The organism is Bacillus yunxiaonensis (assembly GCF_037104695.1).
Classification (GTDB): Bacteria; Bacillota; Bacilli; order Bacillales; family Bacillaceae_G; genus Bacillus_A; species Bacillus_A yunxiaonensis.
Genome location: NZ_JBAWSV010000012.1, coordinates 21,935 through 36,832, shown reverse-complemented (window position 1 = coordinate 36,832; position 14,898 = coordinate 21,935). Strand labels below are relative to the sequence as shown.

Genomic DNA, 14,898 nt, shown 5'->3' with positions numbered 1-14,898 from the left:
GCTGAAAGAAGAAGGGGAGGAGAAACGATGATTCAAAATATTGCAGTAATCGGTGCTGGAATTATGGGAAGCGGTATTGTGCAGTCACTAGCGATGGGCGGAAAGTGTGTGAAAATGTATGATGTATCGGAAGAAAGCTTACAAAAAGCATATAAGACGATTACCGCAAGTTTACATCGCTTTGTGAAAGCCGGGCGTATGAGCGAAGAAGAGAAAGAGCAGATTCTTGCTAATATTGTTTCTACGATTACGTTAGAGGAAGCATGTAAAGATGTAGAACTTGTTATTGAAGCTGCTCCTGAAAATTTGCAATTGAAAAAAGAAATTTTTAAACAGCTAGATAGCTATGCTTCTCAGTCTACTATTCTTGCAACAAATACATCTGAATTAAGTGTAACGGCGATTGCAAGTGCGACAAACCGCTCTGGAAAAGTAGTCGGGATGCATTGGTTTAATCCAGCGCCTGTTATGAAACTTATTGAAATTGTGAAAGGGGTTGATACAGAGGAACGTACAATACAAGCAGTGAAAGAGTTAGCAGAAGAGATTGGAAAAGAAACAGTTGTTGTGAAAGATGTGCAAGGATTTGTCACTTCAAGAGCAATTGCGGTGCATTTGTTAGAGTGTATGCGTATGTATGAAGAAGGCGTAGGCAGTAAAGAAGAAATTGATAAAGCCATTAAACTCGGCTTGAACTATCCGATGGGTCCGTTTGAGTTAGCGGATTATGTTGGATTAGATACGTTGTTATTTGCGAGTCAAGGCTTAAGCGAAGCGTTTGGTGATAGATTTCGCGCTCCGCAAACACTTGTGAAACTTGTAGAGGCAGGTCATCTTGGCCGAAAAACGGGAAAAGGATTCTATGATTATCAAAAAGGGAAAGTGGGAGAGAAAATATGAGTCGAGAAGTCGTTATTGTTGAAGCGGTACGTACTCCAGTTGGAAAAAGAAATGGTGCTTTTCGTGAACTTCATCCAGTACAACTTGGAGCAGTTGCACTGAATGAAGTGACAAAACGTGCAAATATCGAAAAAGGAATTGTAGAAGATATTGTAATGGGGTGTGTGACGCCGATTGCTGAGCAAGGTTTTAATATTGGTAGACTTGCCGCGCTAGAAGCGAATTTTCCGATTACAGTTCCTGCTGTAACGATTAACCGTCTTTGCGGTTCGGGACAACAAGCGATCCATTTTGCAGCGCAAGAAATTAAATCTGGGGATATGGATATTACCATTGCTGCTGGTGTTGAGCATATGACGAAAGTGCCAATTTTAAGCGATGGAAATGCAAATACAATTCCAAATAGTCTTCATGAAAAATATGAAATTGTACATCAAGGTGTATCAGCAGAAATGATTGCTGAAAAATATGGAATTACAAGAGAACAGCTAGATAGCTATGCCTTTGAAAGTCATCAGCGCGCACTAAAGGCAATAGAAGCAGGCTACTTTAAGCGAGAAATTGTACCAGTAGATGGGATAGATAAAGAAGGAAATGCAATACTCGTTACAAATGATGAAGGACCGAGAGCGAATACTTCTCCTGAGGCATTGGCAAATTTAAAGACTGTGTTCAAGGAGGACGGATCGATTACAGCAGGAAATGCAAGTCAAATTAGTGATGGGGCAGCGGCGATTCTTTTAATGGATAGTGAAAAAGCAAAAGAGTTAGGATATAAAGCACGGGCGCGAATTGTGAATCAAGTTGTTGTTGGCTCAGATCCTACAATGGGGCTTGATGGCGTTATTCCAGCAACGAAAAAAGTACTGCAGAAATCAAACTTAACGATTCATGATATGGACTTAGTGGAAATTAATGAAGCATTTGCTTCCGTTGTTCTTGCGTGGCAAAAAGAAATGGAAGCAGATTTACATAAAGTAAATGTGAATGGCGGTGCTATTGCATTAGGGCATCCGCTTGGAGCGACAGGTGTGAAATTGATGACTTCCCTTCTTCATGAACTGGAAAGAAGAAATGGAAGATATGGACTACTTACGATTTGTATTGGGCACGGGATGTCAACAGCAACAATTATTGAAAGAATATAACAGTACATTCATGTTGAATATTGTAAATTCAACGATATATGGATGTAATAAGTAAAGGGTGCAGAAATGATTCTGCACCCTTTTGATTAAGCAACTTTTACTTCTAAGATTGTACCTGTTTTTGCATCTACTAAAAATTCAAATCGTTCTTGTACATCGTGTAATAATGTTGTAATACCACCACGGTATACATCGTAAGTAACATCATATTTTTCAAACGTCTCAGGTACCATATGTACCCAAGAACCTGTAATTTCACCCTTATGACTTAATGCTTGTTTCACCATTTTTAATGCTTTTTCAGAAGAAATGTGGGCTTGTTCTTGTACTTTATTTGCAACAACATATCCCGCTGCGAATCCTAAACCAACACCCGCTAATAAGCTTTTCCAGTTCATGTATTCACCTCTATCCTATAAAAAGTTCATCTTCATAATTATAAATCAATTTACATGAAAAAAGAAGAAACTAGAAAGATTTCGAAAATTTCGTTACAATGAAAGGAGTGATTCTATTATTGGATTGAAGGAAGGATACCGTGATGAATAAAGAGACAATGGAACTATTTCGTACGTTAACAGAGCTGCAAGGCGCTTCTGGATTTGAGCATGATGTGCGTCGTTTTATGAAGCAAGAACTAAGCAAATACTCAGATGAGATTGTACAAGATCGTTTAGGAAGTATCTTCGGCTTAAAAAAGGGTGACGAAAATGGACCGCGCGTTCTTGTAGCTGGTCATATGGATGAAGTTGGCTTTATGGTAACGCAAATTACGAAAAACGGAATGGTTCGCTTTCAAACATTAGGCGGCTGGTGGAGTCAAGTGTTACTAGCGCAGCGCGTACAAATTATGACAGACAATGGACCAATTATCGGTGTAGTAGGTTCTGTTCCTCCTCATTTATTAAGTGATGAACAACGCGCGAGACCAATGGATATAAAAAATATGTTAATTGATATCGGTGCAGATAGCCCTGAGGAAGCACATGAAATTGGCGTGAAACCTGGTCAACAAATTGTGCCAATTTGTCCGTTTACACCAATGGCAAATCCAAAGAAAATTATGGCGAAAGCTTGGGATAACCGTTATGGCTGCGGTCTTGCGATTGAATTGTTAAAAGAGTTAAAAGATGAAAAATTACCAAACACGCTATATTCTGGTGCAACTGTACAAGAAGAAGTCGGTCTTCGCGGTGCACAAACAGCAGCGAATATGATTCAGCCAGATATTTTTTACGCGTTAGATGCAGGCCCAGCAAACGATGCATCAGGAGATAAAACACAGTTTGGTCAAATCGGAAAAGGTGCTGTGCTTCGTTTGTATGATCGTTCTATGGTAACACATCGCGGAATTCGTGAATTTATTTTAGATACAGCAGAAACGCATAACATTCCGTATCAGTACTTCGTATCGCAAGGTGGTACAGATGCAGGACGCGTACATACAAGTAACTCTGGTGTACCATCAGCTGTTATTGGTGTATGTGCTCGTTACATTCATACACATGCGTCAATTTTACATATTGATGATTACGCAGCAGCGAAAGAATTGCTGATTCATTTAGTAAAAGCAACAGATAAAACAACATTTGAAACAATTAAACAAAATGTTTAATATGGAAAAGGCCAAATGCGGCCTTTTCTTTTTAAATTAGGAGGTTTAACAGTGAAAGTAGCAGTCGGATCAAAAAATCAAACGAAAGTAAATGCTGTTCAGCAAGTGTTATCAGATGCTGAAATGATTTCATTGTCTGTACCATCTCATGTGTCAGCGCAGCCATTTTCTGATGAAGAAACGCTGCAAGGGGCAAGTAACCGGGCAAAATTAGCACTAGCAGAAGGAAAAGCAGATATTGGAATTGGTTTAGAAGGCGGTGTGATGCACACAGAGCACGGCTTGTTTATGTGTAACTGGGGTGCTTTAGCGACGAAAGAAGGAAAGTTATTTACCGCAGGCGGAGCACGTATCAAGCTGCCAGATGAGTTTATTCAACCTCTTGAAGAAGGAAAAGAATTAAGCGAAGTAATGGAAGACTATACAAAGCGGCATGACATTCGCAGCCATGAAGGAGCAATCGGCATTTTTACAAACAATTATGTAGATCGAACGAATTTGTTTGTGCATGTTGTGAAGCTATTAGTTGGACAATATATGTATGACAGAAATGAAGCATAAACCTTGCACAGCACTTAATGTATGGTAGTATAAAGGAAGATTAGATATAGTAAATACACACTTCTTTTTTAGGGAGGAAAAATAGATGAAATCATTAGAAAGCATGGAACAATTTCAAGAATTGAAAAACGAGGAGAAAGTGATCTTTTTATTCTCAGCAGACTGGTGCCCAGATTGCCGTTTTATTGATCCATTTATGCCGGAAGTAGAAGAAAAATATAGCGAGTTCTCTTTTTATTATGTAGACCGTGATGAATATATCGATCTATGCATCAAATTAGACGTATTTGGTATTCCAAGCTTTGTCGCTTACAATAAGGGAGAAGAAATTGGCCGTTACGTAAACAAAGATCGTAAAACACAAGAGCAAATTGAAGAGTTTATTGAAGGGTTAAAATAAAGTGAAACTTCCATCAGTGGAGGAGTTTCCCCACTGATGGAAAGCCCGCCCAATCGGGATTTTACGGGCAGTTATCTCCTCGATCTTCCTTGAGGGATCTTAGGGGTAAGCTGTTTCCAGCCAATTACAATGCGAAAAACAACCTCTGTCTTCACATGTGGAGGTTGTTTTTTTCGGAAGGGAGGTACATCATATGAAAATGACGAGTAAAAAGATGAAAGACGAGCTCATGAAGCGCCTTGAAAGAGCAGAGTGGAGCTTTCAGTACGATAGTGAAAAGGAGACACTTCGCATTGAGCAGACAGATACGGAAAAGGGAATTACTGTCTCTCTTCCAGGTATCGTAGCGAAGTGGGAGGTAAAGAAAGAGAAGGCAATTGAAGAAGTTGTATATTACGTAGAAGAAGCGCTTGTTGCGATGCATAAAGAAGTAAAAAGTACAGCGAAGATTTTGCCGGTCATTCGTTCAACGTCCTTTCCGAAAAAAGCGGAAGAAGGAAATCCGTTTGTTATGACAGAGCATACAGCGGAAACACGTATTTACTATGCATTAGATTCAGATACAACATATCGCCTTATTGATCAGCGTTTGCTGCAAAAACTGGGGATGACAGAAGAACAAGTGCGTGAAATGGCATTGTTCAACGTTCGTTCTTTACGCGCTGATTTTAAGCGAGATGAAGTTGCTGGAAATACGTTTTATTTCTTAAATACAAATGACGGATATGATGCGAGCCGTATTTTAAACGATGCGTTATTACGAGACATGCGTAAACAAATTTCAGGTGATATGGTTGTTGCGGTTCCGCACCAAGATGTATTAATTGTTGCTGATATCGTGGACAAAATCGGTTATGATATTATTGCACAAATGACAATGAAGTTTTTTGCAGAAGGTCATGTTCCGATTACATCACTTTCATTCGTATATGAGGATGGTAATTTCGAACCAATCTTTATTTTGGCGAAAAATCGGAAGGAACGAAGTGAAAAAGAGAAAGGATGAACAAAGTGAACGTTTTTTATAACCTTGAAGGTATTGGGGATACATTAATTGTTGCCCTGCAAGATATTACATTAGAAAACCGTACATTTGAGCGTAAAGGAGATGTAGCGCGCGTTTTCGATCGTGAAAGCAATGTAACAGCAGGATTCAACATTTTTAATGCTTCTTCTTATATGGAAGTAACAGAAACAGGCAATCTTGCATTAACGAAAGAGCTTGTGAAAAAGATCAATGAAATTTTAGCAAAGAACGATTTTACAGAAAAAGTAGAAGCAGATCTTTCACCAAAATTTGTTGTTGGTTACGTAGCCGAAAAAGAAAAGCATCCAAATGCGGATAAATTAAATGTATGTAAAGTAGAAGTTGGAACAGAAACATTACAAATCGTATGCGGTGCACCAAACGTTGACGCAGGTCAAAAAGTAGTCGTTGCAAAAATCGGTGCGGTAATGCCAAGTGGGATGTTAATTAAACCAGCAGAGCTTCGCGGTATTCCATCTTCAGGTATGATTTGCTCAGCACGTGAATTAGAGCTTCCAGATGCTCCACAAGAAAAAGGAATTCTTGTACTAGAAGACAGCTATGAAGTTGGACAAGAGTTTAAGTTCTAAATATATCACCCGTTAGAGCGGGATTAAGAAAGAAGATAGCCTCATCGTATGATGAGGCTATTTTTTTTAGAGAAGTTTTGAAAGCAATTGTATTTATAAAGCAGATTAGTTAAAATCTAGGAAAATATGATAAGGGGAATGGTATGAAGTACATAAGAATTGTTTCTATTATAATAATAGCTGTATTTTCTATGGTAGGGTGCACGAAGGAGACTGTAAAAACTTCACCTAAAAAAGAAGCTGAGCAATCTCCTCAGGAAGGAAGAAAAGTAGATGAAACGAATTCATCCCCTCCTGTACAAAACAATGAAACGACAGGGCAGCAAGTGAAAGAAGAGCCGACACCAGCACCTGAAAAACCAAAATTTATTGTATGTATTGATCCTGGCCACCAGCGAAAAGCGAACCTAGAGTTAGAGCCGATTGGTCCAGGCGCAACGACACAAAAATATAAAGTAACAGATGGAACAACAGGTGTTGTGACGAAAAAGCGAGAATACGAATTGAATTTAGAAGCCTCTTTTCTGTTAAAAGAGATGTTAGAAGCAAAAGGCATTGAAGTGGTCATGACAAGAACAACACATGATGTGAACATAAGTAATAAAGAAAGAGCAGCAATCGCCAATGAACATCATGCAAATTTATTTTTGCGAATTCATGCAGATGGTTCGGAAAATGAAGCGCAAAAAGGCTTTGCTGTGTTAACACCGTCAAAAGAAAATACTTTTACAAACAACATTTATCAAGAGAGTTTAACGGCTTCTGAGTTCATTGTGAATAAAGTGAAGGAAAATAGTAACGTACAAGTAAACGGAATTAAATTTCGTGATGATTTGTCTGGATTTAACTGGGCGGAAGTACCAGGAGTTTTATTAGAGTTAGGCTTCATGTCGAATCCGGAAGAAGACAAAAAATTATCGGATGAGAATTATCTACGTCCTTTGCTGCAAAGTGTCGCAGATAGTGTTGAGAGTTACCGGGTAAGTAAGGGATAAAGTGAAACTTCCATCAGTGGGGGGCTTACTGCCAGTTAATGCGGGATAAATTTTTTTGATTCATATCATATAAAACCGTTTTCATTTTGTAATCTTTTTATATTTTTCTGTAAATAATTTGAAAGTAATTTCATCTGCACTTTTTGCCGAATGCTGATACAATAAAGGGTGTTACTATTTAGTAGAAAGAGTGGTAAGCATGCTAGATTGGATGAAAAAGCTTTTTAAAAAAGAGGAAGAAAATGAAGCAACAGCATTGAGAGAAATAGAGACTCCTGTAGAGAAAAAGGTTACTTCGCACACTCCTCGTGTAAACTACTACTCTAATAAACGAGAAGATGAGCTGCAAGTGTCTAAGCCGCATGCGAGCAGGAATTTTCGTTTTCCATTAATTCCTGACGGAGGATTTGAGGAGAACACAATGAAATCGCCTCGTATAGAGGAGCGTGCTATACAAGAAATACCAATTCGAGAAAGACGACAATCAAGACGAGTAGAAGAAATACAAAAAGAGACACAGATTGAACCGATTATTCAAGAGGTAACGGAAGCAAAGCCTACTTCTGTAGAAGAAAGTCACCGAAGACCGTTTCGTCCAACAGAAATAGTTTCTCCGATTTTTGGGTATAAACGCCCGGAAGTAGGGCAACAAGAACATACTGAAAGTAAGAAACAACAACGAGAAGATATTGAGATATCAATAGAAGGAAAAGCAGTTGTTGATGTATGGTTTGAGAAGAATGGCTATGCGTTTTATGATTCATCACAAGATGTTCTACCAGAACAAAATCAAGTAGAGTCTACACGAATTGAAGCGGAAGTTAAGAAGTCTGTTGTTGATACATGGTTAGAGAAAAATGAAGCAGAACTTGCACCTGTGCAAAATGATGCAACATTCGATGAAACAGTGCTACATAATCGTGAGGCAGAACAAGTGAATATGTCCGAAGAGGCTGTGGTGTTAAAGGGAGATTCTAGTCAGCAAATCCATTCATTTGAAAATGAAGCAGTTGCGGCTCAAGGTGAAAATGAATTACATGAACCTATTGCTGTAGAGTCAGAATTTGAAATGAAAGAAGAAGTTGAGAGAATAGAAGAGTCTGTTATTCAAGAAGAAACACTAGAAGTTGAAGAGCCAGAGGAAACAAAAGAAGTAGAGTTATCTTCAGAAATGGAAGAGTCCGATGTACAAGAAGCGACACTAGAAGTCGAAGAGTTTGAAGAAACAGAAGAAGTAGAAGTATCTTCAGAGATGGAAGAATCCGATGTACAAGAAGCGACACTAGAAGCTGAAGAGCCAGAGGAAATAGAAGAAGTAGAAGTATCTTCAGAGATGGAAGAGTCTGATGTACAAGAAGAGATATTTGAAGTTGAAGAGTTTAAAGAAACAGAAGAAATAGAGTTGTCTTCAGAGATGGAAGAATCCGATGTACAAGAAGAAAAACCAGAAGTTGAAGAGTTTGAAGAAACAAAAGAAGTAGAGTTATCTTCAGAAATGGAAGAATCTGATGTACAAGAAGCGACATTAGAAGCTGAAGCGTTTGAGGAAATAGAAGCGGTAGAGTTATCTTCAGAGATGCAAGAGTCTGGTGTACAAGAAGAGATATTTGAAGTCGAAGAGTTTGAAGAAACAAAAGAAGTAGAGTTATCTTCAGAGATGGAAGAATCCAATGTACAAGAAGAAACAAAAGAAGTTGAAGAGTTTGAAGAAACAAAAGAAGTAGAGTTATCTTCAGAGATGGAAGAGTCCGATGTACAAGAAGCGACACTAGAAGCTGAAGAGCCAGAGGAAATAGAAGAAGTAGAAGTATCTTCAGAGATGGAAGAGTCTGATATACAAGAAGAAGCATTTGAAGTTGAAGAGTCTAAGGAAATAGAAGAAATAGAAATATCTTCAGAAATGGAAGAGCCTAATACACAAGAAGAAGTATTTGAAGCCGAAGAGTTCAAGAAAGTATTTTCAATAACGGAAGAAGTACTTGAAGCTAAGGAAACAGAAGCAGTAGAGTTATCTTCAGAAATGGAAGAGTCCAATACAGAAGAAGAAATATTTGAAGCTGAAGAGTTCAAGGAAGTATTTTCAATAACAGAAGAAGTATTTGAAGCTAATGAAGCGGAAGCAGTAGTAACTGAAAGTTTCGTTCAAGAGCAAAGTCTAGAACCGATTAAAACTGATGAACAAACACAGCAAGCTGTACAAGCCTTTGCAAATGTATTAATAGAAGAAACAGAGGGAAAACAAAATGCAATTGCTGAGCAAAATAAAGTAAAAACAGAGCAGCGCAAAGTAGATTCGATGCAAGAACCTAAACGTGAGAAGAAACGTTTTGTTCCGTTTAATGTAGTGATGTTGAAGCAAGATAAACAGATGTTAGAAGAAAAGCGCCGTGTAGCAATGCCGCCACAACCTGCTCCTTCACATAATGTGACTGAGCAAAAACAAAATATGGAACCGCCGGCAGTGAAACAACCAGTGCAAGAAGAGATGACGCACCGAGTTGTTGTAGAAACAGAACAAGATATTCGTAACGTTTTACAGGCACCGCCAACATATGAGTTTCCACCATTAGCACTTTTAAATAATCCAAGTCATCCAGCGACAAATGATGCTGAGTGGTTAGAGGAACAAAAAGAGTTGTTAAATACGACATTTCATAATTTCCATGTTGGTGCAAAAGTGGTGAACGTGACGCAAGGTCCAGCTGTAACTCGTTTTGAAGTGCAGCCAGAACCTGGTGTGAAAGTAAACAAAATTACGAATTTAAGTGACGATATTAAACTAAACTTGGCTGCTCGTGATATTCGAATTGAGGCGCCAATTCCAGGGAAAAGTGCAGTTGGAATTGAAGTGCCGAATAAAGAGAGCAAAGCAGTATTTCTTCGTGAAATTTTAAGAAGCCCAGTGTTTACGAAAAGCGAATCGCCGCTTACAGTTGCACTTGGTCTTGATATTTCAGGTACACCAATTGTGACGGATATTCGAAAAATGCCGCACGGTTTAATTGCGGGGGCAACAGGATCAGGAAAAAGCGTATGTATTAATGCGATTTTAACAAGTATTTTATATAAAGCGAAGCCACACGAAGTAAAGCTGATGCTCATTGATCCGAAGATGGTTGAACTGGCGCCGTACAATTCTGTACCACACCTTGTTGCACCGGTTATTACGGATGTAAAAGCGGCGACGGCAGCCTTAAAGTGGGCAGTAGAGGAAATGGAACGGCGTTATGAATTGTTTGCGCATGCAGGTGCGCGTGATTTAACGCGTTACAATACAATTATGAACGAACAAGAAATTCCAGGCGAGACGTTGCCGTATATCGTTATTGTCATTGATGAGCTGGCTGATTTAATGATGGTTGCACCGGCTGATGTAGAAGAAGCGATTTGCCGAATTGCCCAAAAAGCAAGAGCGTGCGGAATTCATTTATTAGTAGCGACGCAGCGTCCATCTGTAGATGTTATTACAGGATTGATTAAATCGAACATTCCAACGCGAATTGCTTTTACAGTGTCATCACAAGTAGACTCACGTACAATCATTGATATTGGCGGAGCTGAGAAATTGCTTGGTCGTGGTGATATGCTATTTTTAGATAATGGAACGTCAAAACCGGTTCGTGTGCAAGGGGTATACGTTTCAGATGAAGAGATTGAAAAGTCTGTTGCGCATGCGAAGCGTCAAATGAAGCCCAATTATTTATTCCATCAAGAAGACTTATTGGCAAAAACAGAACAGCAAGAATCCGAAGATGAGTTGTTCTTTGAGGCATGTCAATTTGTTGTAGAACAAGGGGGAGCATCCACGTCTTCTGTGCAGAGAAGATTCCGCATTGGGTATAACCGTGCAGCTCGTCTTATTGAAGACATGGAAGCGCAAGGGATTATTTCAGAAGCACGCGGAACAAAACCGAGAGATGTCCTTATTACAGAAGATGAATTTGCTGCGATGCAGGATATACATGTATAAGAAATGGTTTTGCTGTATACTAAGAGAAAACGTTGGATAGTAAAGTAGGGAGTATAGCGACATGAAAGAAATCGAATTAAAATTACAAGGTGAAATAAATCGACTAACAAACAAGACGTTCAAGTTTGATGAGCGCGTTGGCGAAGGATGGTTTTCTGCGGTTTATTTCTTAAAAACTCGTGATATTATTAAAGAATTTCGAACAGGAAGCATTGTGACAATGCAATTTTTTCAAAAGGAACATGCTGTATTATGCGGAACAGATGAAATACTTGCTTTATTACAAACATTTGCAGAGCATCCTGAAGAGCTTGAAATTCATTCTTTAAAAGATGGGGATAAAGTTAATCCGTTTGAAACGGTATTAACGATTCGCGGACCGTATGAGTATTTCGGTTATTTAGAAGGTGTGATTGATGGTATTTTAGCACGCCGCACTTCTGTTGCGACAAATGTGTATAACGTTGTACAAGCTGCGCGCAGCGGTGAGAAAGAGAAACCGGTTATTTTCATGGGAGATCGCGATGATCATTATACGCAACAAGCTGGTGATGGTTATGCGGCTTATATCGGTGGTATGAGCGCGCAAGCAACGCATGCGATGAATGAATGGTGGGGGAAAAGCGGCATGGGAACAATGCCTCACGCTTTAATTCAAATGTTTAACGGTGATGTTGTAGAAGCGGCAAAAGCATACCATAAAAAGTTTCCAGAAGATGAGTTAGTTGTACTCATTGATTACAATAACGATGTGATTACAGATGCACTTCGCGTGGCACATGAATTTGGATCAGAGCTAAAAGGAGTACGTGTAGATACATCTCGTACGATGATTGATCAACACTTCATTCGTCATCCAGAAGTGCTTGGCACATTTGATCCGCGCGGTGTGAATCCTTCTCTTATCTTTGCGCTCCGAAAAGCATTAGATGATGAAGGATTCCAACATGTGAATATCGTAGTGAGCGGTGGATTTGATGAAAAACGAATTCGTGAATTTGAAGCACAAAATGTTCCAGTTGATATTTATGGCGTCGGCAGCAGCTTATTAAAAATGAACATTGGCTTCACAGGTGATAACGTAGAATTGAACGGAAAACCGGAAGCGAAAGCAGGACGTAAATATCGTCCAAATCCACGCTTAGAGCGTGTTCAATTGCAAAAAAAAGAAAACATGGAATAAAGTGAAACTATATAATTAGGAAGTTCATCCCTCATGCAACTGCTTTGTTTTTTGCAGAATGTTGAGGTGGTGGGGATTTGATTTTATATAGTGGAATAAACGGATAAACTGGTAGGGAATTGACCCTATCAGTTTTTCTGTTATCATAGTATAACGGATTGTTTTTTGCTATAATAAATTTGTTGTGGACTTAAAAGAGAGCATGAACGTGATTATAAGGAATTCGAGATGATTACCAAAATAAAAAGAAAATCATATACTGTCTTATAGATAGACCGTTGGAATAGTTCGAAATGTTGGAGGTTCTTTAAGATGACAGTTTACCATTTTGTAGGAATTAAAGGAACAGGGATGAGTGCTTTAGCACAAATTTTACATGATATGAATCATACTGTTCAAGGTTCTGATGTAGACAAACGTTTTTTCACGCAAACAGCGTTGGAAAGTCGTGGGATTTCTATCCTGCCTTTTGATAAAAATAATGTTGAAGAAGGACAAGTGATTATCGCAGGAAATGCCTTCCCAGATACACATGAGGAAATTGAATTTGCAAAGGAATTAAATTTACCTATTTATCGTTATCATCATTTTTTAGGCGAATTTATGAGTAAGTATACGAGTGTCGCTGTAACTGGCGCTCACGGAAAAACATCAACGACAGGTTTGTTATCTCACGTAATGCAAGGAGCAAGCCCTACATCTTGTTTAATTGGTGATGGAACAGGACTTGGAGTAGAAGATAGTAAGTATTTTGTATTTGAAGCGTGTGAATATCGTCGTCATTTCTTGTCATATCATCCAGACTATGCAATTATGACAAATATTGATTTTGATCATCCAGATTATTTTGCAGACATTAATGATGTATTTAGTGCGTTCCAAGAGATGGCACTGCAAGTGAAGAAAGGTATTATTGCGTGTGGTGATGATGAAGAACTTCAAAAGATTCATGCGAAAGTACCAGTTATTTTCTATGGATTTGGCGAAGATAATGATTTCCAGGCACGTAACATTCAAAAAAGAACAGATGGTACAGTGTTTGATGTCTTTGTTCGTAATACGTATTATGGAACGTTCCAAATTACAGGTTATGGCAATCATAGCGTGCTAAATGCATTGGCAGTTATTGCTCTTTGTGATTATGAAAACATTGATGTCGAAGTTGTGAAACATCAGTTAACAACATTCGGTGGTGTAAAGCGCCGCTTTAATGAAAAGAAAATGGGTGAGCAGGTCATTATTGATGATTACGCACATCATCCAACAGAAATCAATGCGACAATTGAAGCTGCTCGTCAGAAATACCCAGAACGTGAAATTGTAGCAGTATTTCAGCCGCATACATTCTCTCGAACACAAAAATTCTTAGATGAATTTGCAGAGAGTTTACGTAAGGCAGATCAAGTATATTTATGTGATATTTTTGGTTCTGCTCGTGAAAATAAAGGAGAATTAACAATTCAAGACCTGCAGCAACGCATTGATGGTGCAGAGCTTATTACAGTTATGACAACAGAAGTATTAAAGAAACATAAAAACGGCGTACTTATTTTTATGGGCGCTGGCGATATTCAAAAATTTGAAGCTGCTTATGCGAAGGAAGTACAAGTGGCAGAGAAGAAGTAAGGTAGAAATGACGTGCAATTGGCACGTCATTTTTTTTGTTTATTTAGAGTTAGCTCTAAGTAAGGTGGAACAGTGAAGATTAAGAGGGAATATGATATATACAATTGCAGGCGTTCTTTGTTCCTCAGAGCTGTTTGTATTAAAAAGTAGAAAAAGAGTTTTTTGTTAAGTTGTTATTTTTGTCTAGAAAACTCATGATTTTAAATGTTGGAATAATAAGAAAAATTAAGGGGATAGGAAAATGTTTACACTACGCGTTGATGACGAAATCTCATTGCAATTATTAGAAAAGCAACATAAAGATGAACTGTACGAATTAGTGGATAGCAACCGAGAATATTTACGAGAATGGCTTCCATGGGTGGACAGCACGAAATCAGCTGAAGCGTACAATGGACTCTTTCCAATGTGGCTGCATAACTTCGCAGATGGAAATGGTTTTGAAGCGGGTGTACGGTATAAAGGGAAACTTGTTGGGGTGGTTGGGATTAATCCAGTGAATTTTGGGAAGAAGGCGACAAGTCTTGGATACTATCTTGCGGAAGAAGCAAGTGGAAAAGGAATTATGACGCGAAGTGTAAAGGCTGCGCTCCGTTACGCTTTCGAAGAATTAAAACTAAATAAAGTGGAAATTCATTGCGGAGTAAAAAATAAAAAGAGCCGTGCAATTCCAGAACGATTGGGTTTTCACTTAGATGGAATTATGCGTGAGGGAGAATGGTTATATAATCATTTCCATGACCTTGCGGTATATAGTATGCTAGCGAGAGAATGGAAGGAAAGAAGCGTATAGAAAGACGCTTCTTTTTTTTTCTGAATTTATCAATAATTGATGGTATAAAAAGTAGAAAAAGAGTTTTTTGCTAAGTTGTTATTTTTTTCT

Annotated in this window: 13 protein-coding genes; 12 read left to right on the top strand and 1 reads right to left on the bottom strand. The window is 38.6% G+C overall.

Translation table 11 applies throughout. From position 1 onward, the window contains the following. Positions 1 to 27: 27 nt before the first annotated feature. Positions 28 to 900 carry a 3-hydroxyacyl-CoA dehydrogenase family protein gene (locus WAX78_RS23210; protein ID WP_336484412.1) on the top strand — a complete coding sequence of 291 codons (873 nt, stop codon included), beginning with the start codon at positions 28 to 30 and terminating at the stop codon, positions 898 to 900. Next, positions 897 to 2,048 carry a thiolase family protein gene (locus tag WAX78_RS23205; RefSeq protein ID WP_336484411.1) on the top strand — a complete coding sequence of 384 codons (1,152 nt, stop codon included), beginning with the start codon at positions 897 to 899 and terminating at the stop codon, positions 2,046 to 2,048. The genes WAX78_RS23210 and WAX78_RS23205 overlap by 4 nt, the downstream gene beginning before the upstream one ends. Positions 2,049 to 2,134: 86 nt before the next feature. Here the strand turns inward: WAX78_RS23205 and WAX78_RS23200 are convergent, their stop codons facing one another. Then, positions 2,135 to 2,446, bottom strand: a complete 312-nt coding sequence (locus tag WAX78_RS23200) for a PepSY domain-containing protein (protein WP_336484410.1) — start codon at positions 2,444 to 2,446, stop codon at positions 2,135 to 2,137. Positions 2,447 to 2,589: 143 nt separating this feature from the next. Here WAX78_RS23200 and WAX78_RS23195 point away from each other — a divergent pair, with 143 nt between their 5' ends. From WAX78_RS23195 to WAX78_RS23150, 10 genes are all read left to right on the top strand, one after another. Beyond that, the gene (locus WAX78_RS23195; protein WP_098306794.1) at positions 2,590 to 3,663 is read left to right on the top strand and encodes a M42 family metallopeptidase; all 1,074 of its coding nucleotides are present in this window, start codon (positions 2,590 to 2,592) and stop codon (positions 3,661 to 3,663) included. 51 nt (positions 3,664 to 3,714) lie between these two features. After that, positions 3,715 to 4,224 (top strand): DUF84 family protein, encoded by a 510-nt coding sequence (locus WAX78_RS23190; RefSeq protein WP_336484409.1) that lies wholly within the window; start codon positions 3,715 to 3,717, stop codon positions 4,222 to 4,224. An 85-nt stretch (positions 4,225 to 4,309) separates the two neighbouring features. Further along, entirely contained in the window at positions 4,310 to 4,624 is a 315-nt protein-coding gene (locus WAX78_RS23185) for a thioredoxin family protein (protein ID WP_090918897.1), read from the top strand. Between the two features lie 193 nt (positions 4,625 to 4,817). Continuing rightward, positions 4,818 to 5,630: a DUF1444 domain-containing protein gene (locus WAX78_RS23180; RefSeq protein WP_336484408.1), complete on the top strand. Its 813-nt coding sequence runs from the start codon at positions 4,818 to 4,820 to the stop codon at positions 5,628 to 5,630. After that, the gene (gene ytpR / locus WAX78_RS23175; protein ID WP_336484407.1) at positions 5,627 to 6,241 is read left to right on the top strand and encodes a YtpR family tRNA-binding protein; all 615 of its coding nucleotides are present in this window, start codon (positions 5,627 to 5,629) and stop codon (positions 6,239 to 6,241) included. Before WAX78_RS23180 ends, ytpR begins: the two co-directional genes overlap by 4 nt. A 143-nt stretch (positions 6,242 to 6,384) precedes the next feature. Then, a complete protein-coding gene (locus WAX78_RS23170; RefSeq protein ID WP_336484406.1) occupies positions 6,385 to 7,236 on the top strand; it encodes an N-acetylmuramoyl-L-alanine amidase family protein in 852 nt (283 codons plus the stop codon). A gap of 199 nt (positions 7,237 to 7,435) precedes the next feature. Next, the gene (locus WAX78_RS23165; RefSeq protein ID WP_336484405.1) at positions 7,436 to 11,206 is read left to right on the top strand and encodes a DNA translocase FtsK; all 3,771 of its coding nucleotides are present in this window, start codon (positions 7,436 to 7,438) and stop codon (positions 11,204 to 11,206) included. A gap of 61 nt (positions 11,207 to 11,267) precedes the next feature. After that, positions 11,268 to 12,389, top strand: a complete 1,122-nt coding sequence (locus WAX78_RS23160) for a nicotinate phosphoribosyltransferase (protein ID WP_336484404.1) — start codon at positions 11,268 to 11,270, stop codon at positions 12,387 to 12,389. A gap of 312 nt (positions 12,390 to 12,701) precedes the next feature. Beyond that, positions 12,702 to 14,015 carry a UDP-N-acetylmuramate--L-alanine ligase gene (murC, locus tag WAX78_RS23155; protein ID WP_336484403.1) on the top strand — a complete coding sequence of 438 codons (1,314 nt, stop codon included), beginning with the start codon at positions 12,702 to 12,704 and terminating at the stop codon, positions 14,013 to 14,015. 241 nt (positions 14,016 to 14,256) lie between these two features. Then, a complete protein-coding gene (locus WAX78_RS23150) occupies positions 14,257 to 14,808 on the top strand; it encodes a GNAT family N-acetyltransferase (protein ID WP_336484402.1) in 552 nt (183 codons plus the stop codon). The last annotated feature ends 90 nt before the right edge of the window (positions 14,809 to 14,898 follow it).